The sequence below is a fragment of the Thermostichus sp. MS-CIW-34 genome (assembly GCF_054060435.1).
This window is the reverse complement of sequence record NZ_JBSSDE010000001.1, coordinates 134,182-159,088: the sequence shown is the minus strand read 5'-3', so window position 1 is coordinate 159,088 and position 24,907 is coordinate 134,182. Positions and strand designations below refer to the sequence as shown.

At 52.8% G+C, this 24,907-nt stretch carries 27 protein-coding genes; 14 read left to right on the top strand and 13 right to left on the bottom strand.

Annotated features, from left to right (window positions below; genetic code table 11):
- Positions 1-80 precede the first annotated feature (80 nt).
- Complete coding sequence (locus ACVWYY_RS00730) at positions 81-446, top strand: FHA domain-containing protein (RefSeq protein ID WP_011432528.1); 366 nt, start codon at positions 81-83, stop codon at positions 444-446.
- On the opposite strand, the gene ACVWYY_RS00725 is transcribed toward ACVWYY_RS00730, so the two are convergent.
- Positions 433-1,701 (bottom strand): lipopolysaccharide biosynthesis protein, encoded by a 1,269-nt coding sequence (locus ACVWYY_RS00725; protein WP_414352208.1) that lies wholly within the window; start codon positions 1,699-1,701, stop codon positions 433-435. The two genes, ACVWYY_RS00730 and ACVWYY_RS00725, sit on opposite strands and share 14 nt — an antisense overlap.
- 125 nt (positions 1,702-1,826) lie before the next feature.
- Between ACVWYY_RS00725 and mrdA the strand changes: the two genes are divergently transcribed.
- The 6 genes from mrdA (at position 1,827) to ACVWYY_RS00695 (ending at position 7,503) form a co-directional block, all read left to right on the top strand.
- Positions 1,827-3,728: a penicillin-binding protein 2 gene (gene mrdA / locus ACVWYY_RS00720; RefSeq protein WP_414373296.1), complete on the top strand. Its 1,902-nt coding sequence runs from the start codon at positions 1,827-1,829 to the stop codon at positions 3,726-3,728.
- A 315-nt stretch (positions 3,729-4,043) separates the two neighbouring features.
- Positions 4,044-4,349: an HU family DNA-binding protein gene (locus tag ACVWYY_RS00715; RefSeq protein ID WP_414332065.1), complete on the top strand. Its 306-nt coding sequence runs from the start codon at positions 4,044-4,046 to the stop codon at positions 4,347-4,349.
- Positions 4,350-4,408: 59 nt separating this feature from the next.
- Positions 4,409-5,542, top strand: coding sequence for a threonine-phosphate decarboxylase CobD (cobD, locus tag ACVWYY_RS00710; protein WP_457439269.1), 1,134 nt, complete (start codon positions 4,409-4,411; stop codon positions 5,540-5,542).
- Positions 5,543-5,567: 25 nt separating this feature from the next.
- A complete protein-coding gene (locus ACVWYY_RS00705; RefSeq protein ID WP_011432533.1) occupies positions 5,568-6,227 on the top strand; it encodes a hypothetical protein in 660 nt (219 codons plus the stop codon).
- A gap of 282 nt (positions 6,228-6,509) precedes the next feature.
- On the top strand, positions 6,510-7,385 hold the full coding sequence (locus ACVWYY_RS00700) for a hypothetical protein (protein WP_457439267.1): 876 nt from the start codon (positions 6,510-6,512) through the stop codon (positions 7,383-7,385).
- Positions 7,372-7,503, top strand: a complete 132-nt coding sequence (locus ACVWYY_RS00695; protein ID WP_414373289.1) for a hypothetical protein — start codon at positions 7,372-7,374, stop codon at positions 7,501-7,503. The genes ACVWYY_RS00700 and ACVWYY_RS00695 overlap by 14 nt, the downstream gene beginning before the upstream one ends.
- A gap of 336 nt (positions 7,504-7,839) precedes the next feature.
- Here the strand turns inward: ACVWYY_RS00695 and ACVWYY_RS00690 are convergent, their stop codons facing one another.
- Both ACVWYY_RS00690 and purN read right to left on the bottom strand, forming a co-directional pair.
- Positions 7,840-8,643 carry a PIN domain-containing protein gene (locus ACVWYY_RS00690; protein WP_457402108.1) on the bottom strand — a complete coding sequence of 268 codons (804 nt, stop codon included), beginning with the start codon at positions 8,641-8,643 and terminating at the stop codon, positions 7,840-7,842.
- 26 nt (positions 8,644-8,669) lie between these two features.
- Positions 8,670-9,332: a phosphoribosylglycinamide formyltransferase gene (gene purN, locus ACVWYY_RS00685; RefSeq protein ID WP_414352200.1), complete on the bottom strand. Its 663-nt coding sequence runs from the start codon at positions 9,330-9,332 to the stop codon at positions 8,670-8,672.
- Positions 9,333-9,429: 97 nt separating this feature from the next.
- Here purN and ACVWYY_RS00680 point away from each other — a divergent pair, with 97 nt between their 5' ends.
- The 4 genes from ACVWYY_RS00680 to ACVWYY_RS00665 all read left to right on the top strand — a co-directional run bounded on the left by ACVWYY_RS00680 (position 9,430) and on the right by ACVWYY_RS00665 (position 11,431).
- Positions 9,430-9,651, top strand: coding sequence for a hypothetical protein (locus tag ACVWYY_RS00680; protein WP_011432538.1), 222 nt, complete (start codon positions 9,430-9,432; stop codon positions 9,649-9,651).
- Between the two features lie 93 nt (positions 9,652-9,744).
- Entirely contained in the window at positions 9,745-10,197 is a 453-nt protein-coding gene (locus ACVWYY_RS00675) for a hypothetical protein (RefSeq protein ID WP_414357960.1), read from the top strand.
- A gap of 17 nt (positions 10,198-10,214) precedes the next feature.
- Positions 10,215-10,793, top strand: a complete 579-nt coding sequence (gene aat / locus ACVWYY_RS00670) for a leucyl/phenylalanyl-tRNA--protein transferase (protein WP_457402257.1) — start codon at positions 10,215-10,217, stop codon at positions 10,791-10,793.
- 137 nt (positions 10,794-10,930) lie between these two features.
- Positions 10,931-11,431, top strand: coding sequence for a low molecular weight protein-tyrosine-phosphatase (locus tag ACVWYY_RS00665; RefSeq protein ID WP_011432541.1), 501 nt, complete (start codon positions 10,931-10,933; stop codon positions 11,429-11,431).
- Positions 11,432-11,721: 290 nt separating this feature from the next.
- Here the strand turns inward: ACVWYY_RS00665 and ACVWYY_RS00660 are convergent, their stop codons facing one another.
- The 5 genes from ACVWYY_RS00660 to ACVWYY_RS00640 form a co-directional block, all read right to left on the bottom strand.
- Positions 11,722-12,012, bottom strand: coding sequence for a nucleotidyltransferase family protein (locus tag ACVWYY_RS00660; RefSeq protein WP_011432542.1), 291 nt, complete (start codon positions 12,010-12,012; stop codon positions 11,722-11,724).
- A 203-nt stretch (positions 12,013-12,215) separates the two neighbouring features.
- Entirely contained in the window at positions 12,216-12,410 is a 195-nt protein-coding gene (locus ACVWYY_RS00655; protein ID WP_202943711.1) for a PIN domain-containing protein, read from the bottom strand.
- Between the two features lie 493 nt (positions 12,411-12,903).
- On the bottom strand, positions 12,904-14,049 hold the full coding sequence (locus ACVWYY_RS00650; RefSeq protein WP_457402111.1) for a putative CRISPR-associated protein: 1,146 nt from the start codon (positions 14,047-14,049) through the stop codon (positions 12,904-12,906).
- 480 nt (positions 14,050-14,529) lie between these two features.
- Complete coding sequence (locus ACVWYY_RS00645) at positions 14,530-15,021, bottom strand: hypothetical protein (protein WP_457402112.1); 492 nt, start codon at positions 15,019-15,021, stop codon at positions 14,530-14,532.
- Between the two features lie 288 nt (positions 15,022-15,309).
- Positions 15,310-16,206 carry a CPBP family glutamic-type intramembrane protease gene (locus ACVWYY_RS00640; protein ID WP_457439265.1) on the bottom strand — a complete coding sequence of 299 codons (897 nt, stop codon included), beginning with the start codon at positions 16,204-16,206 and terminating at the stop codon, positions 15,310-15,312.
- Between the two features lie 222 nt (positions 16,207-16,428).
- Between ACVWYY_RS00640 and ACVWYY_RS00635 the strand changes: the two genes are divergently transcribed.
- Genes ACVWYY_RS00635 through ACVWYY_RS00625 form a run of 3 tightly spaced genes read left to right on the top strand, consistent with a single transcriptional unit; the run spans position 16,429 to position 18,134 of the window.
- Complete coding sequence (locus tag ACVWYY_RS00635) at positions 16,429-16,842, top strand: heavy metal-responsive transcriptional regulator (protein WP_457402116.1); 414 nt, start codon at positions 16,429-16,431, stop codon at positions 16,840-16,842.
- 41 nt (positions 16,843-16,883) lie between these two features.
- Positions 16,884-17,126 (top strand): thioredoxin family protein, encoded by a 243-nt coding sequence (locus ACVWYY_RS00630; RefSeq protein ID WP_457392600.1) that lies wholly within the window; start codon positions 16,884-16,886, stop codon positions 17,124-17,126.
- A gap of 15 nt (positions 17,127-17,141) precedes the next feature.
- The gene (locus ACVWYY_RS00625) at positions 17,142-18,134 is read left to right on the top strand and encodes a permease (protein WP_457402118.1); all 993 of its coding nucleotides are present in this window, start codon (positions 17,142-17,144) and stop codon (positions 18,132-18,134) included.
- Between the two features lie 289 nt (positions 18,135-18,423).
- On the opposite strand, the gene ACVWYY_RS00620 is transcribed toward ACVWYY_RS00625, so the two are convergent.
- From ACVWYY_RS00620 to ACVWYY_RS00600, 5 genes are all read right to left on the bottom strand, one after another.
- Positions 18,424-20,607, bottom strand: a complete 2,184-nt coding sequence (locus ACVWYY_RS00620) for a DEAD/DEAH box helicase (protein WP_457402120.1) — start codon at positions 20,605-20,607, stop codon at positions 18,424-18,426.
- 435 nt (positions 20,608-21,042) lie between these two features.
- A complete protein-coding gene (locus ACVWYY_RS00615; RefSeq protein ID WP_457402122.1) occupies positions 21,043-22,716 on the bottom strand; it encodes a hypothetical protein in 1,674 nt (557 codons plus the stop codon).
- Between the two features lie 7 nt (positions 22,717-22,723).
- A complete protein-coding gene (locus tag ACVWYY_RS00610) occupies positions 22,724-23,488 on the bottom strand; it encodes a protein phosphatase 2C domain-containing protein (protein ID WP_414388693.1) in 765 nt (254 codons plus the stop codon).
- A gap of 11 nt (positions 23,489-23,499) precedes the next feature.
- On the bottom strand, positions 23,500-24,339 hold the full coding sequence (locus ACVWYY_RS00605) for a VWA domain-containing protein (RefSeq protein WP_457402124.1): 840 nt from the start codon (positions 24,337-24,339) through the stop codon (positions 23,500-23,502).
- Positions 24,340-24,359: 20 nt separating this feature from the next.
- The gene (locus ACVWYY_RS00600) at positions 24,360-24,680 is read right to left on the bottom strand and encodes a hypothetical protein (RefSeq protein ID WP_457402126.1); all 321 of its coding nucleotides are present in this window, start codon (positions 24,678-24,680) and stop codon (positions 24,360-24,362) included.
- Positions 24,681-24,907: the final 227 nt, after the last annotated feature.

Genomic DNA, 24,907 nt, shown 5'->3' with positions numbered 1-24,907 from the left:
AGACCCAGCAACAGCAGGAAGAGGGCTAAACTTGGGTATAGTTTGAGGTACCGTTAAACACTGGTATTGGCAGCGGAAGTATGGTTGAATCTGTGCCTTCTCCTTCCGGTACCCACCAGCACATCTTGATCGTGGAAGACCGAGATGGCCGCCGTACCCAGGTGCTGGGATCCGCCAAATACTTCATCGGTCGGGACTTGGCGAACGACATCTGTCTCAACTCTCAGTATGCCTCCCGCTACCACGCCATGCTGCTGCGGATTCCCGCCGAGCGAGAGGGAGAATATTGCTACCGCATTTTGGATGGGGATTTGGAGGGTCGGCCCAGCACCAATGGCTTGTTGATCAACGGCCAGAAATTGACCACCCACCAGCTCAAGTCGGGGGATGTGATCACCTTTGGCCCCGATGCCAAAGCCACCTACAAAATTGTTAAGGCTCCCTAGGCCCAGATCTCTGCAGAGCGTGCAATCGCCCCCCAATCAACAGCAGCAAAGCCAGCACCAAGGCCATCTCCGACAGCAAGGTCGCTAGGGCCGCCCCCTGCCAACCCCACCTTGGGATCCAAACCGCATTCAAAAGCCCATTCAGCCCCAGAGCCATCAGTTGCAGACGGCTGCGGGGCTTTTGCAACCCTGCCCCGGTGAGCAGGTGAGACAGCAAAAGGTGGATCCCCTCTAGCAAAATGACCGGGCTGAGCCAACGCAGGATGAGGGCCGTTTCCCGGTAAGCCGATCCCAGCACCCAGGGGATCCCGTAGGATCCCAGCGCCAGCCCCAGGGCGGCCAAACTGCCGTAGCCCACCACCCAAGGGGAAAGGTGACAGGCGTAGCGCCAGCCTTGTGGGAGTCCTTTTTGGCCTTGGCGGCACAGCTCGGCAAAATGGCTGGTGAGCAGAGCAATCATCGGCGTTTGCGAGAAGTTGATCACCCGATAGGCAGCGCTGTAAAGACCCCCCGCTGCTGCTGAGGCCAAACGGGGCAAGAGCAGCTTATCCAAATCGGTGAAGGTTTTCACCGCGGCCAGCCCCACCGCAAAGTCCCAGCCCGCTGTCAGCCGTTCCCGCAGATCTCTCCAGCTCAGGGCCAAGGGGAGAGAAGGCTCGCTCCACCGTCCCATCCCCCTCGCGATCAGCAGCAGCACGACCAACACCATCAGGCCGTACAGAACAGCCCATTGCACCAGGGATCCCCAGCCCAAGGCCACCGCCAACAACACTGCCCCCAATCGCCCCAGCGCCATGCCCGTGTCGATGAGGGCTACCCCAGCAGCCTGCTCTCTCCCGATCAGGATCCCCCTGTACACCTCTGGCACCGCGATGAACAGCAGATCGCTCAAAAGCAATACCCCCACCACCGCTGCCGGCGTCCCGGCCAGCCAAACGCTCAAGAGGGGCCACAACACCAGCGCCATCCCCCCACAGCCCAATCCCGCCAACCATAAGCTGGGGCCAATCCCCTGGGTGCAAGTCGGGGATCCCTGCCGGCTGAGGCGCTGGATCAGCAGTTCCGATTGGCCCAAATAGCCAAACGGGGCGGCCAGGTTGCTGCAGGCCAAGATGGCGGAGAAAACCCCGAAGGCTTCCGGCCCCAACAGCCGCGCCAACAGGATGAAATAGGCCCCAGACAACCCCAGGCGCAGGCCATTGCCCACCATCAGCCAGGCAGCCTGGCGTAGCCGCTGTTGTTCTGCTCTATCCACGCTGCCACTCCTGGACGAGGCTTGCCAGAGCCAGGGATACTGGATGGATGCTGAGAGGGCCCGCCCAAGAGCGGGCATCTCCTCTTGATTTTGGGTGTATCGGTTGCAATTCTTCTGGCAAGTTCATGGCCAAACTCTACCCCGTCAGCAACGCCGCGCGAAGCCCCCACACCTTGGCAGGACGGGATCCGCAAGCCCTGTTCTCCCCCCATTCCAGACCGCCTGCCCCCCGCCGGGTGCTTCCCCCACCCCCGCCGGACGGCGGTAGTCCTCGTTGGCTGGGATCCCTGCCGACCAAAACGGTGGGGCAAGGCTATCGGGCCGTTGTCTTGCTCTTGCTGGCCAGCCTGCTGCTGTTCGGAGGGCTAGGATCCCGTCTGGCCTACCTGCAGTTGGCGCGCACCCAGTATTACCGCCAGTTGGCCGATACCAACCGCATTCGCCTGCTGCCCCAGCCGCCAGAACGCGGGCGCATTGTGGATCGCAACGGTGTATTGCTGGCGGGCAGCCGATTGTCCCACTCGGTCTTCCTCTGGCCTCTGGTGCAGTCTCGGCAGCGCTGGCAGGAGATGATCCCCAAGTTGGCAGACTACTTGAACATCGCCCCTGAGGAGATCGCCCAAAAGCTAGAACAGGCTGGATATCGTTCCCCTTTTCCCGTGCGCATCCTGCGCAACGCCAGCCCCCAGGTGGTCATTCAACTGGAGGAGATGAGCCGCGAGCTGCCGGGAGTGATGGTGGAGGCGGAGACGGTGCGGTTTTATCCCCACGGCGACTTGGCTGCTCACCTGCTGGGCTACACCGGCGAGATCTCGCAGGAACAACTGCGGGCGGATCCCAGCTATCGCCTGGGGGATATCGTTGGCCTAATGGGAGTGGAGGAATTGTTCGAGAACCATCTGCGCGGCCAATGGGGCGGGCGACAGGTGGAGGTGGACGCCATGGGAGAGGTGCTGCGGGTGCTGGGGGAACAAGCGCCCCAACCGGGCAACACCCTGCAGCTCACTTTGGATGTGCGGCTGCAGCAGGCGGCAGAGCGAGCCCTCGGCCAGCAAAAAGGAGCGGTGATCGCCATGGATCCCAGCGATGGGTCGATCCTGGCCATGGCCAGCTATCCCACCTTTGATCCCAACCTCTTTTCCAGCCGCATCACCCAAGCCCAGTGGGAGAGCCTGCAGCAGCAGGATTTTCCCTTCCTCAACCGCGGCCTGCGGCCCTATCCCCCCGCCAGCACCTACAAAATCATCACCACCGCTGCCGGGATTGAGTCGGGAGCCTTTCCCCCGAATACGGTGCTGCAGACCGGCCCCTACATCCAGGTGGGAGGGTGGCGCTTTTGGGACTGGAACCGGGCCGGCTTCGGGCGGCTGAACTACCGGCAGGCGATGGCCTACAGCAGCGACACCTTTTTCTACCAAATCGCCCTCGGCACCAAGGCTGCCCCTTTGCAAGAATGGTCGCGCCGCTTTGGGTTGGGACAACTGACCGGGATTGGCCTCAAAGGGGAAGCCGCGGGTCTGGTGCCGGATGCTGAGTGGAAGCAGCGCCACTGGCGCGAGCCCTGGTATGTGGGCGACACGGTCAACATGTCCATCGGCCAGGGATTTATTACCGCTACGCCGCTGCAAATGGCGGTGGTAACGGCGGCAGTGGCCAATGGGGGCTGGCGGGTGCGCCCCTTGCTCTCGCACCAGGTGATCCCGGAAAGCCCTGTGCCGCTGCGCCAAAAGGTAGGTCTTTCCCCTGCCACCCTGGAGATCCTGCAGCAGGGGCTGCGAGATGTCGTGGTTTACGGCACTGGCGGCAACGCCAACCTGGGGCCAGGATTTCCCCCAACGGCTGGTAAAACCGGCACCGCAGAGGATCCGCCGCGGCGATCCCACGCTTGGTATGTTGGCTATGCTCCCTACGACCGGCCCGAATTGGTGGTCGTGGTTTTTCTGGAAAACAGCGGCGGTGGGGGTGGATCACGGGCCGCTCCCATCTTTCGAGAGGTGATGCGGGCCTACTTCCGACCCGAGTCGTGAGCCCTAGCTTTCTGTCGGATCCGAGCCAACTGGGTATATGCAGTCTCTTGTCTCCCAGAAAATTGCGTTAAGATCCCCTAAAACCCCTTGCCCAGCAGGCTTCTGCCCTAACTTAGCTGTAGAATATGTCAGTGATTTGGAGCTCAACTGCCACAATCCTGCCATTCGCGCCAGTGGCGCCTTGGCGCATTGCAGGGCAAGCCCCGCTCCCACACACTGAGAACACTCTGGGCCGTGGCCGCTCTGCAACGCCTGAGCGAATCCGCGATCCAGGGAACGCTCTAACTTTATTGCCTAACTCAAAAGGAGATCAGGATGAACAAGGCAGAACTTGTTGATGCCGTCGCTCATCGCGCCAATGTAACCAAAAAAGAAGCGGAGGCTGTCATTTCCGCCGCACTGGAGATCATTGTCGAGGAGGTCGCATCCCGCGATGAAAACGGTGAACCCAAGGGGAAGGTGACCCTGGTGGGCTTCGGCTCCTTTGAGGCTCGCAAGCGCAAAGAGCGGGAAGGTCGCAACCCGAAAACCAACCAAAAAATGGTGATCCCAGAGAGCATCGTCCCCACTTTTACGGCGGGCAAGTCATTCCGCGAAGCAGTAGCAGGGGGGAAATCTTAATTTCGCCGGGTTGGGACAAGGACTCCGTCCCGCTGACGCGAACGGCTGCTGGGTAGGGCGTGGAGCAGCCTCGACATGGTGGCAATTGGGCTTGGGGAGCAGCAATCGCTGGCTGCTCTCCCCAGGAGATTCTGGATTTTTCGGCCAGCTTGAATCCGCTGGGCCCACCGGAATCGGTCTTGCAAGCTCTGACTCAGGCGCTGTCTGCAGCAGACCCGGTTGTAATCAGCCGCTACCCGGATCCCGACTATCGGGAGTTGCGCATCTGTTTAGCCAACCATTGGGCCGTCGATCCTGAGTGGATCTTTGTGGGCAATGGGGCAGCGGAGTTGCTCACCTGGGCAGCCCGGGATGCGCAAGGGCGGGAGGTATGGCTGCCCCAGCCTGCTTTTGGGGATTATGCGCGGGCTCTGCGGGCAGCAGGGGCGACCATCAAGCCGCTGCCTTTTTTCCCCGGCCAGGGATCCCCTAGTTTCGCCTTTCTCCAGGAGCCGCTTCCGGCGGCAGGCAAGGGGAGCCGAGTGCTCTGGCTGAACAACCCTCATAACCCGACGGGCTGGCTGATCCCGCAGCAAGATATCCTGCCTCTCCTGCCCCAGTTCGACCGGGTGGTGGTGGACGAGGCTTTTATGGACTTTTTGCCGGGGGAGCCCACCCTGAGCTTAAACTCCAGGCCGTCGGCAATGCCCCGCAGCCAAACCTTGATCCCCCACCTGGCGGCTCACCCCAACACCATCGTCATCCGTTCCCTCACCAAGTTTTTCACCCTGCCCGGCTTGCGCATTGGCTTTGCGGTGGGGCACCCGGATCACTGGCAGCGCTGGCGGCAGTGGCGGGATCCCTGGAGCGTCAACGGATTGGCGGGAGTGGCAGTGGCGGCAGCTTTGGCCGATGAGGACTTCCGCCGGCGCACCTTGGCCTGGCTACCCGTGGCCCGAGAGCATTTGCTCAGGGGTTTGCAAGCGCTGCCCGGCTGGGATCCCTGGCCTGGTCAAGCCAATTTTGTGTTGGTGCGCTGCCCTGGCTCTGCCACGCAAATTCAGCGGGCGCTGCTGCAGCGGCACCGGATTCTGGTGCGGGATTGCCTGAGTTTTCCCGAGCTGGGAGATCGCTACCTGCGCATTGGCCTGCGCACCCTGCCGGAGCAGGAGCAGTTGTTATCCGCCTGCCGGGAGATCCTGGAGAATAGCTAGGGATTTTTCTGCGGGAGAAATTCTCATGCCCGAAGCTACCGCCTTTTGGCCGGAATGCAACGCCCCTATCGTGCGGGGGGTGGCCCATTACAGCGATCTGGAGTTGCTGCGGGCCTTTCAACGGCAGCCGGAGGTGGCCCGCTACTTCATCAGCCTGTTTTGCCGCTACTGCCAGTGGGTGGACGGGATCCTTGCCGAACATCTGCCGCCCGAGCAGTGGGCTGCCTATCGAGAGCAGGTTTGGTTGCGGCTTTACCTGCGCCTACAGCGCCTAGATGTCCACAGCCTTGTGGAAGAAGCGGCTGGCGAAGGGGATCCTGTGCTGCGACCCTGGCTGGCGGAGCAAACCCGTGAGCTGATCCAATCCTTGGATGGGATCCCCACCCGCCCTCAAGCTTCTTGCAGTCTCGACTCCACCAGAGGCGGGGCAAAGTCCTCTCTTTCACCGGCACTGGCCTGTTATTTGACTGCTGGTTTGGATACCTTGCCGGGGGATCTGCGCTTCATTCTGCTGCTGCGGGATCGCTTTGGCTGGCCACCGGTTCGCATTGCCGACCAACTCAAGGCTGACGGATATTACCTCGCCCCAGAAGACGTGGATGCCATCGTTGCCTCTGCCCGCCAGATCTTGCTTCAGAACCTACCGACAGATGTGCGTGCCCTCTATCTGGAGGCAAAGCCCTAGAAGACTGCCATAGCCCTGTGGCATGGTGGTTTATGGCAAGGTATGGGGCGCTGGCAATCCTTGTTCCCAAGGTGGGTTCTCCTGTTAGGCTGTTTCCGGCTGTAACAGTGGATCGGCATTGTTTGCTCTCCGACTTTACATCAAGTTGAGTGTGGGCTGTCTATGAGTCCTTCTCCGCTTCCCCCAGACCCTACCCAACCCCTGTCTCCGGCACAGCAGTCCCATTCACATCCAGTTCCTCAACTTGCTCTTCAGGAAGCGCTGAGCCATCTGCATTTGGATGTGCTGAAAGAACTGGAGCGATTCCGCCTCTGGCAGCGTTTGCAGCGCATGGACTCTGTCCCGCCCCCACGAGCAGGTCAGCTTGGGAATACCAGCTCTGTACAGCGCCCTTCACCTGTGCTCATTCAAGAGGTGGTGGAAGACTTGGAAGAGGAAGAGATGCCACGGGGATCCTTTTCGCCCCTCTGGGTCTTGCTGCTGTGGGTGCTTTCCTGCGCGGGGATTGGCTTTGGGGTGCGCTGGCTGATCTGGCCGGAAGAACTGTCCCTGCCCCAAAGTGCTGCCAGCAGGGCGGAAGAAGGGATCCCTGCCCAGCTGGATTTGGCCCAGTTGCCCCTGATCCCACTGGAACCGGTGGAAGGGCAGGTGGGAGAGGAGTTCTATTCCGGTGGCTTGGATCCGGATCGGCTGGCGCTGGGCTTGACGGCCACCCCGGACTTGAAGGACGTACAGGTGGATCCTCTTCAAGGCGTTCCTAACCTGCTGGACAGCCTGCAGACCGACTTGGCCTTGGCTTCCAAGGAACCCTCTCCCCCCAGCTTGCAAACGGTGGAGCAGTTGGCAGCCAGCCTGGAGCGCCCGTCCCAACCTTCATCGCCTACTTCTGCGGGATCCCAGAACGTGGTGCCCCTAAGCGACAACAGCGTAGACTCTCTGGGGCCGAACCGCGGCGAGGGAACCTTCTTGGTGCTCACTACCTACTCGGGAGATGAGAGCTTGGCACGTGCTCGAGAAGTTTCTGATGGGGCCTTTGTCAAAGATGTGAATGGCCAGAAGTTTGTGCAGTTGGCAGCATTTAAGCAACTGGAGTATGCCCGCTATCATGCGGAAACCCTGAAAAATAAGGGCTTTAACGTTACAATTGCTGAGCAGTAACTTTGGCCATCCCGTCACTGCTGACCTGCGCCAAAACCCAATTCATCCTGGTTGGCAGCAAACTTTGTATTTCAGGGATCCCATCTTGGGAGAAGAGCTGGAGTCGATCCCATTGTAGTCATTTCAAGTTAGGTTAAGACGCTTCCCAACTGCTCAGCGGTGCCGCCCAAGCCTTCCACGCCGCTTCCGCGACCACCCCCAGGCAATGCGACGGAACAGTTTCATTCCTCATTACGGTCGTTTCATTCCAACTAGGACACTGCACTCACACCTAAAACAACACTAAAACAAACGTTAAATGCACAGGGCCAGAGGGCTTTTCAAGGACTCCGTCCCGCTGGCGCGATCAGCAGCCCAGGAGTCTCACCCTAACCTGAAATAACTGAAACGACTATAAAATGACTGCGGCCGGCTGAAGACCGGAAAGGGTCTTAAGTTGGTTCGGAATAACTGGCTATAGATCCCGAATCCAAGGGATCCGAGAGAGAGGTAGCCGCCGCCAGATCCCTTCACTTCCTTCTGGATCGAGCAGGCGCCAGGCCAGCAACCCGGTTGCCGAGAGGAAAACCAGGGCCAGCAACAACGCAAGGGCATTCTGTAGGCTTTTCAAAAAGGGCCAGAGGCGGGCTGTGCTCGGCCCCACCTGAGCAGCTCCAGACCGCTGCCGCGCCTGGGCGGGGGGGTTCCCGGAAGCTGGAGAGGAACTCAAGGGACGGGCAGGTGGAGCGAGGGTAGAGGACGTCAACTGGGCGGCAGGAATGGGTGGCCCTGGTAACCGATTCAAAGCCATAACCACAGCCTGAGGGCGCTGCTGCTGACGCATCCACCGGTTCAGCTCTGCCAGAGAGATGGCACAGAGGTTGTTGAGACCCAGACCCTGAATTTGCCCCACCAAAGGCCGGTCGTTGCTGACCAAAACCACCAGCGTTCCCGGCTGCTGCTGGGCCAGGGCATAGGCGCATTCGGCAATCGCTTCTTCCAAACGTACCCTCATGGACTGATCGCCGGCACCAGCACCACCCACCAGGGCACGGGCTTCTGAGACGGCAAACCCTAGACTGGGCCAGTGGCGCAAAAACTCGCGGGCTGTCGATTCTTCTTGGGGATCAATAGCCTGCCGGCTCAGGCGTTCTAGCTCGGCCATCACTGCCTGCGGCAGCACACACACCCCAAATCGAGCCCACTCTTGCCATAGAGCCAGACGACCGGCCAGGATCACCGGGCTATCGAAGACGAGGAGAGGCGGGATCTCGGCCATGGGATGCGCCAGCGTTGGACTTAACCTCAATTGTGCAGCTTCCCCGAAGACTTGGGTAGCAGGGATCCCTCTGCCAGGCAGAGGCGGATGGCCAGTGGGTAGAGGCGGTGCTCCTGGGTCTGGATGCGCCGGTAAAGGGATTCCACGGTATCTTCGGGCAGAACCGGCACGGCTGCTTGGGCCACGATGGGGCCACTGTCCATTTCCAAGGTGACCCGATGGACAGTGCAGCCGGCAATTTTCACGCCGCACTTCAGGGCTTGTTCAACAGCCCGCAGGCCCTTGAAGCTGGGCAGCAGGCTAGGATGCAGGTTCAAGACGCGATCCGGGTAGGCGGACAACAACACCTGGGTAACCAGGCGCATCCACCCGGCCATGATCACCCATTCCACGTGATGCTGCCAGAGCACTTGGAGGATAGCTGCATCCAGGTCTTCGCGACAGGGGTAGTCTCGGTGGTCGAGCAAGACGCAAGGGATCCCTCGCTTTTGGGCCCGCTGCCGCACATAAGCTTTGGGATTGTTGGTGATGACCACAGCAATCTGGGCCTGCAGTTCCCCAGCCTCAATGGCTTGGGCAATAGCTTCGAAATTGCTGCCATTGCCGGAAGCCAAAATGCCAAGGATCCCCGGTTGAGAGGGCACTGGGATCCCGTCGGGATCCGGCCAGAGTAAGCTGGGTAGGTTCATGAGCGCTTGGTGGGAAAGTCTGCAGCCCCGCTATTTTAAACCCAAACAGATTCCCTTCTGGTTCTGGCCAGGTTGATCCAGAGAGGGATCCAAAAACTTGACCGTCGCCGGCTTTGACAGGCGCACCCGCGCCATCGAGCGCTGCACGGATCAAGCCCAAGAGGAGCTGCGGGAGATGCCTCAAGAAATGCGGAAAATGCAGCAGGAGATCCGCGATCTCTCAAGCTCCTCCAAAAATAGGCCAAGTCGATCAAGTCGATCCCAGCAGTTGAGGCCGGATCTTATGGACTCCGTCCCACTGTGGCGAGCGGCCACCTGATCTAGAGTGGGTCTAGAGTGGGAAAGCATGGGCAGTGGGTGTGAGAGCATGGCTCCTTTGCAACGACGACGCCGGCGGTTTTGGATTTGCAGCATGGTAGTCATCCTGTCCGGGTTTATGGGATCCCTGCTGGCGGGATCAGCGCAGAACCTGGGAGCACAAGCCCAGCAGGGCCTGACTCAAGCCCAACTGGAGCAAGCTCAATATGTGCGCAGTTGTGGTGGTTGCCATGTGGCGTTGCCCGCCCAAGTGTTGCCCACTGAAACCTGGCGACGGCTGCTGCAGGATCCCAACCACTATGGCCAGCAGATCCAGCCCCTGAGCGGTGTGGCTTTACAACTGGCCTGGGGCTATTTGCGGCCCAACTCCCGGCCCCTGCGACAGGGGGAACAGGTGCCCTATCGCTTGGCAGATTCTCGCTATTTCCGTGCCCTGCATCTGCAAGTGGAGTTTCCCACTCCTGTGCGGGTGAGCGCCTGTGTGGATTGTCACCCCAGGGCCAATGGGGGGGATTTTGCCAGCCTCTCTGCAGAATGGCAATCTTGAGGAGCGCAACTGAGGCAATGCAGGTGGATCTGGCCACCATTCTGGCAGGCTATGCCCAAGGCTACTTTCTGATGGCCGACGAAGAGACGGGATCCCTGGCCTGGTACGGCACCGACCGGCACGCGGTGATCCCCCTCGATGAGCGATTCCACTGCCCCCGTTCATTGCGGCCCTTGGTGCGCAGCAATCGCTTTCAGGTGCGGCTGAACTGTGCTTTTGAGCAGGTGGTAGAGGGCTGTGCCGCTCGTCCCCAAACCTGGATTAGCCCCGAGCTGAAGCAGATTTACGCAGCTCTGCACCGGTCTGGCTTTGCCCACAGCTTTGAAACCTGGCAGGGAGAGACCTTGGCAGGCGGGATCCTGGGTATTGCCCTTGGAGCGGCGTTTATCGGCGAGTCGATGTTCTACCGCATCCCCAACGGCTCGAAGGTGGCCTTGGTGAAGTTGGTGGAGCACTTACGGGAGCGGGGCTTTCGCCTATTCGACGCTCAGTTGATGAACCCGCACCTGGCCCGTTTTGGTGCCTTTCTCATGGATGGACAAGAGTACCTGAAGCTATTGCAGCAGTGCCTGGGGATCCCTTGTCGGTTCAATTAAATCTGCAATGTTACGATAGCCGCCGACAAAACATTGCAGCGGCTCTTGGTGGAAAATAGAAAGGGAATCCGTCCCGCTGTTGCAGGCGGATACATCCTGTGGTGGGCCCACACATGGGATCCGATGGGGAGGTTGCCATGAGCCAAAAGCTTCTGTTTGTCTGTCTGGGTAACATCTGTCGCTCTCCTACTGCTGAGGGCATCACCAATCACCTTTTGCGCAGCAGCGGCCATAAGGAAGCAATTATCTGCGACTCAGCAGGTACGGCAGCCTATCACATCGGCAGCCCCCCAGATAGGCGCATGCAACAAGCAGCCCGATGCTATGGCCTAGAGCTACAAGGCAAGGCCCGCCAGATTCGACCTGCCGACCTGCGCGAGTTTGACCTGATCCTGGCTATGGATCGACAAAATTACCGCGACATTCTCAGCTTGGATCCCCAGGGAAAATATGCCGAGAAAGTGCGCCTGATGTGCAGCTATTGCCGCTCTCATTCTGACGAAGAAGTTCCGGATCCCTACTACGGGGGTGAGGCTGGATTCCATTACGTGATCGAGCTGCTCTGGGATGCCTGTAGCGGCTTGCTGGAATCCCTGGTTCCCGGGATCCAATGCCCACCGTTGCCGCCCCGTGCTTGAGAGCTTGTGTGTTTACTTATAGTCAATTCAAATGGCGATGAGACGGTAGCCAGTACAATAGCTCCGTTCGCGATAGTCGTTCCGAATAAGTCTGGGACATTTGCCCTGCCTTCGATCTCTAACCGGCCAACACAAACATACCCCTTATCTGTCTCCCAAAGCAGACTATGGGAACCTGGGATCCCCAAGTTGCTTTCCTGCAGTCTGAAACAACCATATATCCTGGCCCAGAGGGATCCTCATCTAACTTAATTGCCTCTATTTCCGATCTTACTCTGTTCTGCCAATCTCTAGAAGGCACGAACCACCTCCCGGAGAACGGATTCTTGCAGATAGGGCTTGAGGGAGTCAGGCGTACCTAGATCAACCGGACTCTCTAAAATTTCCTCTAGATATCGTTTCAAGCGTGCAAAAGTGAACAATCCAACTGGACGGTCAAACTCTACTAGCAGATCGATATCACTGTCTGTTTGCGCTTCATCCCTTGCTACTGAACCAAAGAGCATTAGAGACTTTACGCCAAAGTCCTTCAGAGTGTTCTGGTGATTTGCCAGTAATGTAAGGACTTCCTGTTTTTGCATTACCCAACCTGCAATGAAAAGAAAAGTCCATTAGGAATTATAGCTCACCTATTTCCTCTCAATTACGACTCAAACAAAGATTCATAACGCTTTGCAGGTCGCAGGCACAGTTGAGCCGAGGCACACCTTGCAGAGGACAGGGATCCCTGGGTTCCCGCAATGAGGGCATTTGAGCTTGCTCATCATCTTGTCTCTGGGTACATCTAACGGCACGCACATCTTGCCTTGCCATTAACAGCCAGTTCAAGAAACTTGTCGTCTTTGGGATCACGACACGTCGCCACGCGCTCTACAATCTCCACCAAGACGCCATCTCTAACGAAAGTGCTCAAGAACTCCATCCGTTCTTCCTCGGTTATATACCTTTCAAATCCTTTGCGCCGCAGGACATCGCTCAATTCTTCTTCTTTACACGTGGGGTGGGAACACAGTGTGACTTGAGGGGGGAGAAATCAACCCCGTCATCCCTCACCGTGAACCTTAGCCTCCCTGCTTGCAGTGGCACCCTGCATGTCTTATCAAGGAACCCATCCCAAATCGGATTCTCGATTTCGGTCCCGTACCTCATTACGCATCTCCCCCCCGCCTTACCCGCCACTTCGATGGTCGTAGAGCCGAAGGCGAAGAAGACCAACCGCCGCTCAGGAGTACACGCGCCGAAATCGATCTCAATATCAGCGCGCCCTCCCTGAGCGTGAGTCGGTACAGATGTCAGTGGCAAGACGAGCAGCGCCGAGGCCATAACCCTGAGAGCTATACATCTCTTCATCGGCAGACTTCTCATTATGAACCGCATCGATCAGCCATCTAACGGCCTGCGCTTCACCTGCGCCGCGAAGCGCAGCGGAGCGGTGTCAGGTGGAAGCGCGTGTTGGGCGGCGTAGTTGTTGTTCATGGTCTGTACTTCCGGTTTAAGGTGTCTGCCGCCCATGCTAAGGCGATTGAAGATTCATCGGTAACATGAATCCAAAACCTTGCGCCAAAATTATTTTTATCTTGGAACGTTCCTATAAGCTTGCCATCTTCTTCTCGAACATAGAATCCAATACCCTTAATTGATTTCTGCTTGTCGTAAGGCAATGAGTTCGCTGTTACTATCCATGGGTTTTCCCGCCAAACTTTTTCCACGAAATCTCTAAACCCAATTGGGTAATGGTCATCTCTAAACGATGGCTCTTTTTTATTTTCGGCTGGTATTAGTCTTACCGGCTTTGGGTTGCGGATACGAAAACCTGTTAAGTAAATCTGCCCTATCGGACTTAATTCGTAAACAGACTCCCCATCAACAACAATCTCTGCCAATAAAACACGAAGCTTTTCGTCAATTTCACCTAATTCACTGCGCGAAAACGCTCCGCCGCGTTCAAAGTCTGTTAGTACATCTGCATTTTGTGCAAGAATTTCGTAGTCGAATGATATGGGCAACGGAGGAAAATCTATAATTTCCGAAAATCTCTCGTGTTTATAAAAAACAGGTATGTTCAATGCCTGCCCAACAATAACGGCTATTGCTATTTGCGCTTTGTATCCGCCAGTTGCGTCAATGGCGACATATTCAGCACCACCAAATCTTTGTATATATTCGCCAGCTTTGCGAACAAGATTTCTTAAGCCGTGAACTCTAAAATCTGTGGGGCGCTCATCTTGAAGATTATCAACAGTTTGATATTCGAGATTTCGTAAATTGAGGTCGGTACGTCGTTCAAAATAGCGCTTTAGAAATTCTCCTGTGTTTTTTCCTTTAGGAGTATCCGAAACAAGAAAAATTAGATTTTCAAGTTCAAGCCAGCTTTTTCTTCGGGCTTCTTCTATTGTGTTGATTTCAGCTATTGTGTTGATTTCAGCGCCGCACACTCTGTCGGTTGGCGAGACTCTAAGCATCTCTTCAGCTAAATTTGTCCAATTTTGTTCATCATAAGCCTTGCGAATATTTTCCCAATTTGATGGCACATTGGGTGTAGTTGCTGACAAACGACTTAAGTTGCCTTCAAAAAGACTTGTTCCAACCGTGCATATCAAAGTATTTCTCTGGGGCATAAAATCTCTCCCAACTTGAACTTAGGCGAAGCCGCCCAACGTCTGAACTCACCCGCGGCCACTGGCTTTGGATGATATGAACAGCTTAGCATACGGTCGGGTGCAGTGACTTGTTATGTTGTGTAAATTTTTCCACCGATCGGTTCAACTACCCACAGACCCCAGCGCCCCTTCACCAACAACCTTGACTAGGCACAAGTCTAGCGCTGGCAACATAACGGCCGAACTCACCCGCCACCCCAAACCAAGGATCCCAATCAGTAATCTACCTCAAGGTCGGGTGCAGTGACTTGTTATGTTGGGTGACTCTCTCTACCTAGATCTATCTGGATCCTCCAAGACCAGCCTCCCCAGGGATCCTTTGACCCAATCATCCACAATCTACCAGGGCTGGCAATATAACGGCTGAATTCACCCGCCACTAGTTTTGAGTAATGGATGGATTATAGCATCAGGTTGGGTGCAGTGATTTGTTATGCCTCAACCCTTCCATAATTCATATCCCTTTCGTTTTTCTTCTTGAATATTGTCAATTGACAGCCCCACATACAATAAAATCTTTTCAGCGTCTTTTCTCGCATCATAGCTACTAAACTTTTCATTTGACAGAGGAATAATTTCCCCCGAACCTGTTCGCAGAAAAAGAGAGTAAAAAAGTGTTTCTCCATCATCAAGCTCCTCAATAATTACAGAACGAAGTTCATTTAAGCTCCAAATTCTAGGTTTATAGAGATATCGCTTTATGCTCAAGTATCCTGCGACTCTCTGAACAATTCTGTATTTTTCTTTGTCAAAGGTGGTAACTTTTTCGTGCCCAAGAAGAATACAACCACATAAGATTGAAATAAAAAGAGACAGAAGTGCAAGCCCTAGCCAATAAGTAGATATAATTCTTTGAATATTTGGGATTATAAGCAGAACCTGAATAATCGAGTTATAAAAAGCAAATCCACTTAAAACACCTATAAGCAACCAAATGAGTTGAAATGCAATACCATTATCACCATACTGTATTCTATCTCTAATTTGGCATAACGGCTAAGCTCACCCGCCACCAGTAGTTTTGAGTAGTGATTGGATTGTAACATCAGGACGGGTGCAGTGATTTGTTATGTTGTGTAAATTTTCACTAGTCGCTTCCACTACCCACCGACACCAGCGCCCCCTCACCAACAACCTTGGCTAAGCACAACTCTGGCGCTGGCGACATAACGATGGCGATCAGCTGCGGCGCGGAGCGCCGTCAGCTGCATCGCATTGTTATGCGGCAGGCTGACTAACTTGGCCGTCACGGTGAACGAATCCGGTGACGCTGTCGCCAACATGCAGCCTGACCATCTTGCCGCGCCTTGCCAGATAGCGAGGCCCCGCAGCGATAAGTACGATGATTCCCCAGCACGTAATTAGCGCTCCAGTGATGTTGACCACGAACGGCGAGGAAATATCCGAGGTAAAAGCGACGTCGACCGTAGCATGAAAAATCGCCACAACGAGAATGCTGCCACGACTCTCGTTATAAAGCCATGTGAGCAATACCGCACCCGTGAGCAAGCTGAAGAACCAACCGGTGACGCCTGGCACATTCATGCTGGTATAGCCGGGGCGGTAAAAGAAAAGCGGCAGGTGCCAGAGCGCCCATCCGCACGTAAGTAGCAGCGAAGCGACCAGAGCGGAATGGCGGGTTTGCAGTCGAGGAAGGGCGAACCCTCGCCAGCCCGCCTCTTCGCCAAAGCCGAACGAGACAATGTTGTAAACAAGGAATCCGAGAGCTGAAAACTGCAAGAATTCGCGTGATCTGCCGACGCCCGACAGCGACACGCTCTCCCCATTCAGCAGCGATGCCGCAACGACGGCGAGTGCAAGAAGAACATAGGGGGCAAAGAGCGCGACTGCGACCCAGACGAGTCTCCCGCGCCACAAACCCATGCGTCGTAGCAGATCCGCCGGTCCCGCCAGCCCGGTTTCCATGGCGGACACGAGGAAGGCTGCGGTGATTGGCCCCAAGGCGCCGAGTGCATGGTGATAAGGAATTACCGGCAACCCGTGTATGCCAAACGCAGGCAGCCACAGCGGTGCCCAGAGTACCCACGAAATGCCATAGGCGAGAGCAAAGAACGTTGCAAGAGGGTGACGACGACACATGCTCGATGGTCGCATGGTTTCAGAGTACACCGGGAGGTCCTGCCGCATAACGGTGAAGTTGTGTGGCGGCAGATAACCTTAGAATACCCACCAATAACCTCTGTTCCGTCCGCACCAACGCAGTGTTAGATGCCTGACAACCTGACAACTTTAACAAACTTTACCTGACGACCCTTGACCTTATATCAAAGTATAAGGTTTACTATGAGCTTATCAGGCTGTAATGGAGTGATGTCAATGTTTCAAGTGGGGGAAGTCTCGCGTCTGTTAGATATTAATCCACAAACCCTTTACTTTTATGAGCGAATTGGGTTAATTCCATCCCCACAGCGCACAGAAGCAGGGTATCGGCTATTCAGTCAACAAGATGTGGAGCGGCTTACCTTTATTACACGGGCTAAATCTTTGGGGCTTAGTCTAGATGAAACTAAAGACATTCTTGCGTTAAAGGATGGGCGATCGCTCACTTGTCAGGCGGTTTATGAACGTCTCAGCAAAAAAGTTAATGAAATTGAAGATACGATTCGCCAATTACAAATTCTTCATAATGAGCTAACACCACTGGCTCAACAGTGCTATGCCAATTTGCAAAAAAATGATCAAGAATGCGTTGTCCTAGATCAGTTTCAAGTCAAGCCTTTGAGAAATTAATGCTATTGCGATCTGACGTAAACATTGGGAGGAAAATTCTTATGAAACCGATCACAGTTGAAGTACTGGGAACAGGCTGCAAAAAATGTCAGCAACTAGAAGCTAATGCCAGAGAAGCGATCGCTGCACTTAACCTAGAAGCAGAAATTTTTCACATTACTGACCCCATTGAAATTGCCAAGCGAGGAGTTATGTCTACACCTGCACTGACTGTTAATGGTAAGGTCGTGGGTAAAGGTAAAGTGATGACCAGTGAGGAAATTCAGCGACTCTTACAGATGTAGAAGAGAGGACAAACAATGTTCGATCCGTTTTATCCATTCGACTGGCTGGCAACACAGATCGTCACTCGTCTATTAGGACTGTCAGTTGAATCTCATCTCGGAGCTAGCTTGCATTTTTTCCTTTACGATGTCCCCAAAGTTTTGACCTTATTGATTGTTATTAGTTTTGTTGTGGGAACATTTCAGAGTTTTTTGCAACCTGAAAACGTGCGGCAATGGTTAGAAGGTAAGCGCACTTTGGGCGGAAATATTCTAGCGGCGATGGTGGGGATTGTCACACCTTTTTGCTCTTGTTCTGCCGTACCCCTATTTATTGGTTTTTTGGAAGCAGGTATCCCTCTGGGTGTGACATTTTCTTATTTGATTTCTGCCCCAATGGTAAATGAAGTAGCTGTTGTACTGTTGTGGGGGTTATTCGGGTTAAAAGTCACACTTCTATATATTGGCTTTGGGGTTGGATTAGCGATCTTAGCTGGTTATATCATCGGATGGCTCAAGTTGGAAAAATGGGTTGAATCTTTTGTATGGCAATTTCAAAAAGCCCACCAAGACAATGCTCAAGAGGACAACCTTAACGCCAATCATGTCACTTGGAAACAGAGGTTTCAGCAGGGATGGTTTCAGTCCAGTGAAATTGTGCGATCGGTATGGCTTTATGTCGTTGTCGGTATTGCGATCGGTGCTGGAATTCATGGCTATGTCCCAACCACTTTAGTTACACAATTAGCAGGGTCTAGCAACCCATTCGCTGTTCCTGTTGCTGTAGTGTTGGGTGTACCTCTCTATGCAAACATTGCTGGTGTTATGCCAATTACCGAAGCATTGGTTAACAAAGGAATGCCGATGGGTACTGTATTAGCGTTCACAATGGCTGTGACGGCTCTCTCATTGCCTGAGATGGTCATCCTGAGAAAAGTTCTTCGCCCTCAACTTTTAGCTGTGTTTATTAGCCTAATGACTTTTGGAATCATCAGTATCGGCTACCTGTTTAATGCACTCCTTGTCTAACTACCCCTTTGCTCTCAATCAGGACTGGGAGGATAGCCACAACCAGGGAATAAGGGCATCTAACGGTTGAACTCACCCGCCACCAGTATAGCTAAGCATACAAAGGTTGGCATGATATGGGTCGCTGGGCGTAGCCCCACATTGGTTTCCCAGAATCTTAAGGCGACAACCTTAACCTACCTAGCTATAGTTTTGGGTAATGACTAAAGTATAGCTTCAAGTCGGGTGCAGTGATTTGTTATGTTGCACTTACAATTGGTAGCAAATATTGATACGAGTTTCTAATTTGCTATTCAAAATCTTCATCATTAATCCTTTTCAATGAGGATTGATTGAATGCTTTAAAGGTTAGATTTGGGTACTGTTGCACAATAGCTCTCAATTCTTCAAAAACTGGGCTCGCACCCTCAACCCCAGTTACAACGCACCAGATACGCGCTCGTGTAAGTGCAACAAAGGCTTCGTTACGCTTCTGTAGTTCTGACTCTCCTCTCCAAGCTAATGGCTGGGTAGCACAATGAAATCTGCAAGCATAAACCTTCCACGCCTCATTGCCCTTGGCTCGGAAAATTGTTGAGATCGTGATGCAGTTATCCATGCGAAAGATATCCAGATTTGTATCAACACCTGCAATAACGCTTTGGATACCTCGCCTTGAGAGTTTAGATTTTATTGCTTCAAAGTACTGCTGTTCTTTATCACCAGTGGGGCAAGTAATCAACAAGTCCCAAGGGTCGAAGCCTAACTTCAGATCTTCCTCCACTTGTTGAGCAATCCATTCCTGCTCTTCCAACTCATCCGAAAAAGTCTGGATGCGTAAAGGTGAGCCTAAAGCGTCCTTGTGAGGAAAATCATCACTGTCTATGGGGTGAGGGCTGTTTTTTGCCTCGCGCGTAACTGTGACTGTTTTGCCAGCTTTGACACTTGCATCTGAAAAATCTCCATCCAGAACAGTGTAACCTAGTTTTTCCCAATCCTCTTTGTTACTCACTCCTTGCAAACAACCCTCTTGTCGCAGTAAGCCCATGTTGATAGCGTGAGCAGCCATGAGAAGCATTTTAGGTGTTCGGTAGCATCGGTTTAAATTGTGTGCCTTGCGCAGTCCTCCTTCGTAGGTAGGGCTGGTTATGGTTCCATCAGGAAGTTTGTTCCCACCTAAATCTACTACTGGTGTTCCATCTGGATTAAGCCCAAAGATATGCAAAGGACGAGGTACCGTCAGGGTTCCAATCCCCTGTGCTTCGTCGTATGCCCAATAAAGTCGTTTTGGGTCAGATAAACTTTTATAAGCTAATCGATAGAAGGATGGGGGCAAATCCTGTCCTTCGTCTATCAAGATCGCATCAAAAAGTACAGGTATGTTTGGTACATTTTCTTCTAAAGAATCACAGATGTATTGAAAAGCTTCTGACGGAGAGCAGGAGCGTCCAAGACTATGTTTAACGTCGTTGACACTCAGAGGACGTATTCCCGATTTTTGGGCTAAGTTACGGTAGAAACCGTTACGCTCTCTTGAACCCCAAGCATGTAGTACTTGTACATTGTGCCAGTCTGGTTCTACATCTCCTTCATCTTGCCGAACCATTTCACGATAGTAAAGACCAATTAAACCTATGATTTGGTCGTAAAGTGCCCGTGTAAAAAAAACAAAAGCAATTTTCCAGTCAGGGTGCGCGGCATGGATTTTTGCGGCTCTCTTGGCAAATAGAACGGTTTTCCCTGTTCCTGCTAATCCTCTAACACGCTGAGGGCCATCTGGAACCTCAAAAGCTACCTTTTGCTGTTGATCGTCCAGAAAACGAAGGCGAGATTCCAGATAATGGATGACTCTTAAAGGATTTTCGGGTGGTGTTCCTGTGGGTATGGCTCTAGCTTCTTGTCTTGGTAGCGAACCGCCCAGTAAAGCAACTATGTTTTGCCACTGTTCATCAGATAGAGGACGCTGTGGATTTTCGCAAGCGCCCAACTGTAGTTTTTCTCGGAGAGTCGATGGCTTCAGATCCTCCTCCAGCAAAACAACGCCATGGGTACACGGCAAGTCAGAAAATCCTTTATCTTGCCATTCTTGCTCTTTAACAAAGGGTAATACCACTCTGTAGTGTGAGGCGACCAGTCCTCGTGTTTCTCTTCGTTCTGTGAGTTTCGCACTTATTGCAAACATGCCATCCTCAGCTTGAAGCATAGGCAATTCCTCTTCCCTATGCCAATTAGTCATTTTCCACTGATGCCCTTCGATACTTTCAATGTTAGCGATACTGCACCCTTTACACTCAAATACCCACAATCCTAAATCTCTGTGCATAAAGATAACGTCAGGTTCTCTGGTGAGATTGCCTGTGCGTTTAAAAATTGGATACCTAAAGTAAGCTACGCATGGCTCATTCTGAAATGTCTTTTTGAGGCATTCCCAAAACTTTTTCTCTGCTGTGTTTGGGTTAAGTGGAGCATAGTTCTGGAACTTACCTTCTGACATGCTGTCTCCAAATGACTAAACTAAATCTATTTGACTAATAAGACAAGCAATATAACGGCTGAACTCACCCGCCGCCAGCAGTTTTGGGTATTTCTCGAATTTTAACATCAGGTCGGGTGCAGTGACTTGTTATGTTGTGTAAATTTTTCCACCGATCGGTTCAACTACCCACAGACGCCAGCGCCCCTTCACCAACAGCCTTGACAAGGCACAGCTCTGGCGCTGGCAACATAACGGCCGAACTCACCCGCCACCCCAAACCAAGGATCCCAATCAGTAATCTACCTCAAGGTCGGGTGCAGTGACTTGTTATGTTGGGTAACCCATCAGCCCCAAAAGCATCAGGATCCCCAGCCTCGTTTTGTCCAAGTGGTGCGGAATGGACCCCAACGGAAGATTTTTCTGAATCGCCAGCTCATAGAGTGTGTTGTCCTTTCATAATCGCTTGCCAATTTGGTAACCGAGCACGGCGCCTGCCACGAAACCCCAGAAACCCAAAACTAATGCACCGACGATTCCGAGTATTAATCCGCCAAGGATGCCGTGGGAAGAATCAAATTTCTTTGACGGAGATGTGGTCGATGACGGAGTACCACTAGGAGTAGCACGTTTGCCCGAATAGATAGTATTAAAATGGGAAGAATCAAATTTCTTTGACGGAGATGTGGTCGATGACGGAGTACCACTAGGAGTAGCACGTTTGCCCGAATAGATAGTATTAAAAACTGATTCGTCAGGTTGTGAAATTGGGCGTCGAATCTGTGGAGATAGCGATACAGACGGCTTGACTCCAAGCCATTGGCGAGCTTCTTCCTCGCCTGACAATATTTGAACTTGAGACGGAAGTTCAATTGTCATCTGCAGTCTGTCCCGATACAGTCTGTCCCGATACCTACCAATTACGCCAGTAACTTTGACCCACTTGTGAACGAGAGAAAGAGGATCAACTTTATCACGGCGGAACGCATCCAGGGAAGTCGACCACAAAACAAGTGTAAAGGTTTGGTGTGGGTAAGAACCGAAGTTGAGGAATATGTAAGGTTGTCCGTGCTTAGTTTGTGCAGAATGGTAATCGGTAATCAGTCCGATTACTTCCACCCGGTCGCCGATATGTTCTGAGAGTGAGCCAGAAAGAGAAGCGTCAATGACTGGATACTGGCTGCGCCTTTGGGGAACAGTAACGGCTGGAGCGGGAGGGCGGACTGTGATCTTTGGAAAGGTGAAGTTGCCAGAAATGAACTGATCAAGAGACGGAACTTTATCGAATTCGAGCCTGCAAACACCCCTGAATCTCTCCACAAGAGGGGCAAGTTGGGAGATTCTAGAAATGTCAATGAGAAGTGGAGATGACTCGACATCTGCAAAGTCATTTGAGCAAAATAGGATATTCTCGCTGTTGTTGTACTTGTGCCAGAGAGGGGGCGAAGCGGCGACCGCTGAAAGACCGAGATATATCACGATGGCCGAAAACCGGTCAATCGTTGAATTGTAATGAGCAGCGGTTCTTGAAGGATGCTGATAGTTAAGATGTCCGATCTCATTTGTCTTAAGGCTGGAGAGTTCGGGGAGGTAGAATCCATCGTAATCGATAAGGTAGAGCTTCCCTTGCTTGACGAGAATATTACCATGCTGGAGATCCCCGTGAGCTACTTTGAGGCTTTCGAGACGTTGCACCAAATCGACAAACTCTGGAATGAGCTTAGAAATCTCTCCAGGCTTAGAGATATTGATATTGCGGTCGATGAAGGTGTTCAGAGTTTCGCCATCGAGCCACTGCATCTTTATGATGGGATGCCACTGGTTGCCAACTCTAATTCCTTCATTAAGACAAATGGCCTTTACAAAAAAACCGTCTGTACAGGTTTGCAGGAACCGCCCAATAGCTTCATAGCGTCTCTGCAAATCTGGAATGGTTCTGGTGAAACAGCGGACTGCCCAATGTTGCGAATGATTTTTGAGATGAAATGTGGTTGTGAACCCTCCGGAGTAAGGCTTAGGAATTCCGAACTGATCAGGTTCTGGGATGGAAACCTTTAATTCCGGATCGCTGAAAGCTGTGTTGGGGTTTTGAACTGCAGCTAAGTATTCATCGCCTCTTGGTAATGGCATAACAAATTCAGAGCCTCACTAAGAGTAAGGTGATGTCATCATTTTTCAGGCGGGTAGAACGACGCGCATCATTCGCCCACGCTTTGAATGATTCCTGAGGCGACGAATTCTCGGTAAAACCGTAGAGAATGTTCCAGGGCTTTTCATTGTTCTCATGCTCGGTGAGGAACCAACACGCGAGGGCATCTGTGGCAAGTAGCAAGAGATCGCCTGATTGCCATTCTGCAGTTTGGCGCTTGACTTTCTCCCAGAGTTGCGAATTGCGGGCCAAATTGGTGGAAAGCAAAGTCGGAGAACTTCCAAATTCGCTTGCGCTGGAAATGGGAAAAGAGAGGACAAGATCATCATTGCGGACTTGAAAGAGACAACTGTCACCGACTGCTATTGCTGACCAAGATCCCGATTCGTTTGAATCGTTTGAGTTTGAGGTGAGTTCGACGCCGAGCAGCGTTGCGAAGGCTCCAAGGCGAACCTTTTCTTCTGCAAACCAAGGCAATGGTCTACGGTTTACAAAAGTGTGCCATCGCTTCGATAATATTTCCGTGCGGGCCTGCAGAGCCTGGATGTTCGTGAAGCGTTCTTTGACAAAAGCACGAGTGAGCATCTTAGCCCAATCGGATGCAAAAGAACTCTCAGTTGCACCGTCGGCAATAGCTATTGCAAAAGTCTCCTGATCGATTATGCCATCTATTTTGGGGGCGAAAGCGTCCTCGTAATCGGCTTCTTCATTGCCAAGCTTTTGCAGCCAGAAATGGTGTAGTGAGAGTCTCATAGGTTCCAAAACTAGCGCAGATTGCTTGGACGCGTTCCAATATCCAAGAAACGAATTACCGAAACGATATCAGCGTTGAAAACAAACCCACGGCTTGCCTCCGAGATATGATATCCTTCCTGTTTTGCTGCATTCTGGATGTGTGTTGGCAGTATGCTCGACATACTGAAGAGTAAGCGGGCAAACTCATCGGGCAGTCCGCTATCGGAGTCTGGAAATTCAATAGGATTAGCCTTCTGAGAAGACAAGTGAACATTGAATAGCAAAACGTTACCATCAGAGCTCGCTAATGATTTGATTTCGTTTGCAGCATCAGAAGGGTTTCCATCTGTCGCCTCACCGTCTGTTATGTTTATCACAATGGGAGGAAAGCAGGAAGGGTGCTGGGCAATCCAGTCTTGAACGATCGTCTTGGCCTGCGTTAATGCTTGGCACATTGGAGTTCCTCCGTTAGCGACGGGATCAAACCAAATTGGGAACTTGATAGTCTGTTCCACGAGCCCGCCGGCTCCATCATCCACTTTCTTGCTACGCTCCTCGATTCGAGCCGGTGAATTTGCGATTTGGCTAATGGGTGATAAATCCTTGCCAGCGAGAGAGCCCATAAAGGCTGAACCGACTGAAGCACCATAACCAATTACGCCAACATAGTAATAGTCTCGAACTCCATCGCTCTTGGCACACTTGATGACTAAGTTTTGAAGCAGCTTGTTGATTGCATCGGAGACACCATCCGCTTTTCTTTTGTTTGGCCCACTACCACCGAACGGGTCTGACATCGATCCCGACTGGTCAATGAGGAACAAGAAACAACTCGGATTGGCTCGACTAATTTCGGCTTGATATGGCATTGCGATTTCCTTTCAGATTATTACATTATTAATTGTTGACTTGTAGAATGCAGAGCCGCACTTTCACATAACGTCTCGGCAAACAACGCCGCCGTTTTGCGAACTAGCTTCCGGTACTCGAATCGGGACAGCGCCATGGCGAAGGTGAATCCAAGAAGAAGGGCAAGCAGTCCCAGGGTTGCCGCTTGAATGCTCCCGATCTGAATTCGCGTCAGCTCGTTTTGTGCTTGGCGTCCTCTGCGACCGAGTTTGTACCCCGAGCCCGCAGCGATCACCATGCATGCAAGCAGCGCGATGGCGATCAGTGCCACTGGTTGGTGATAGAGCAACTCGGTCGTCATTAAAAGCTCCCTGTCGCCTAACATGTGTTTCTGCAGCTAGATGACTGATAATCACCTAAGAAGCAGACTTTTCCATCGCCTAGTGTAATGCTGCCCTAATTTGTCTGTATAGTCAACATTTTGAGCGATAATTACCTCCAAAGGGTTTTTATCTGGCTGAATGAGCATTAACACACCCATACCTAGACTCAGAAAGCTCCTGGAGCAAGTCAGCTAGAAATCGCAGG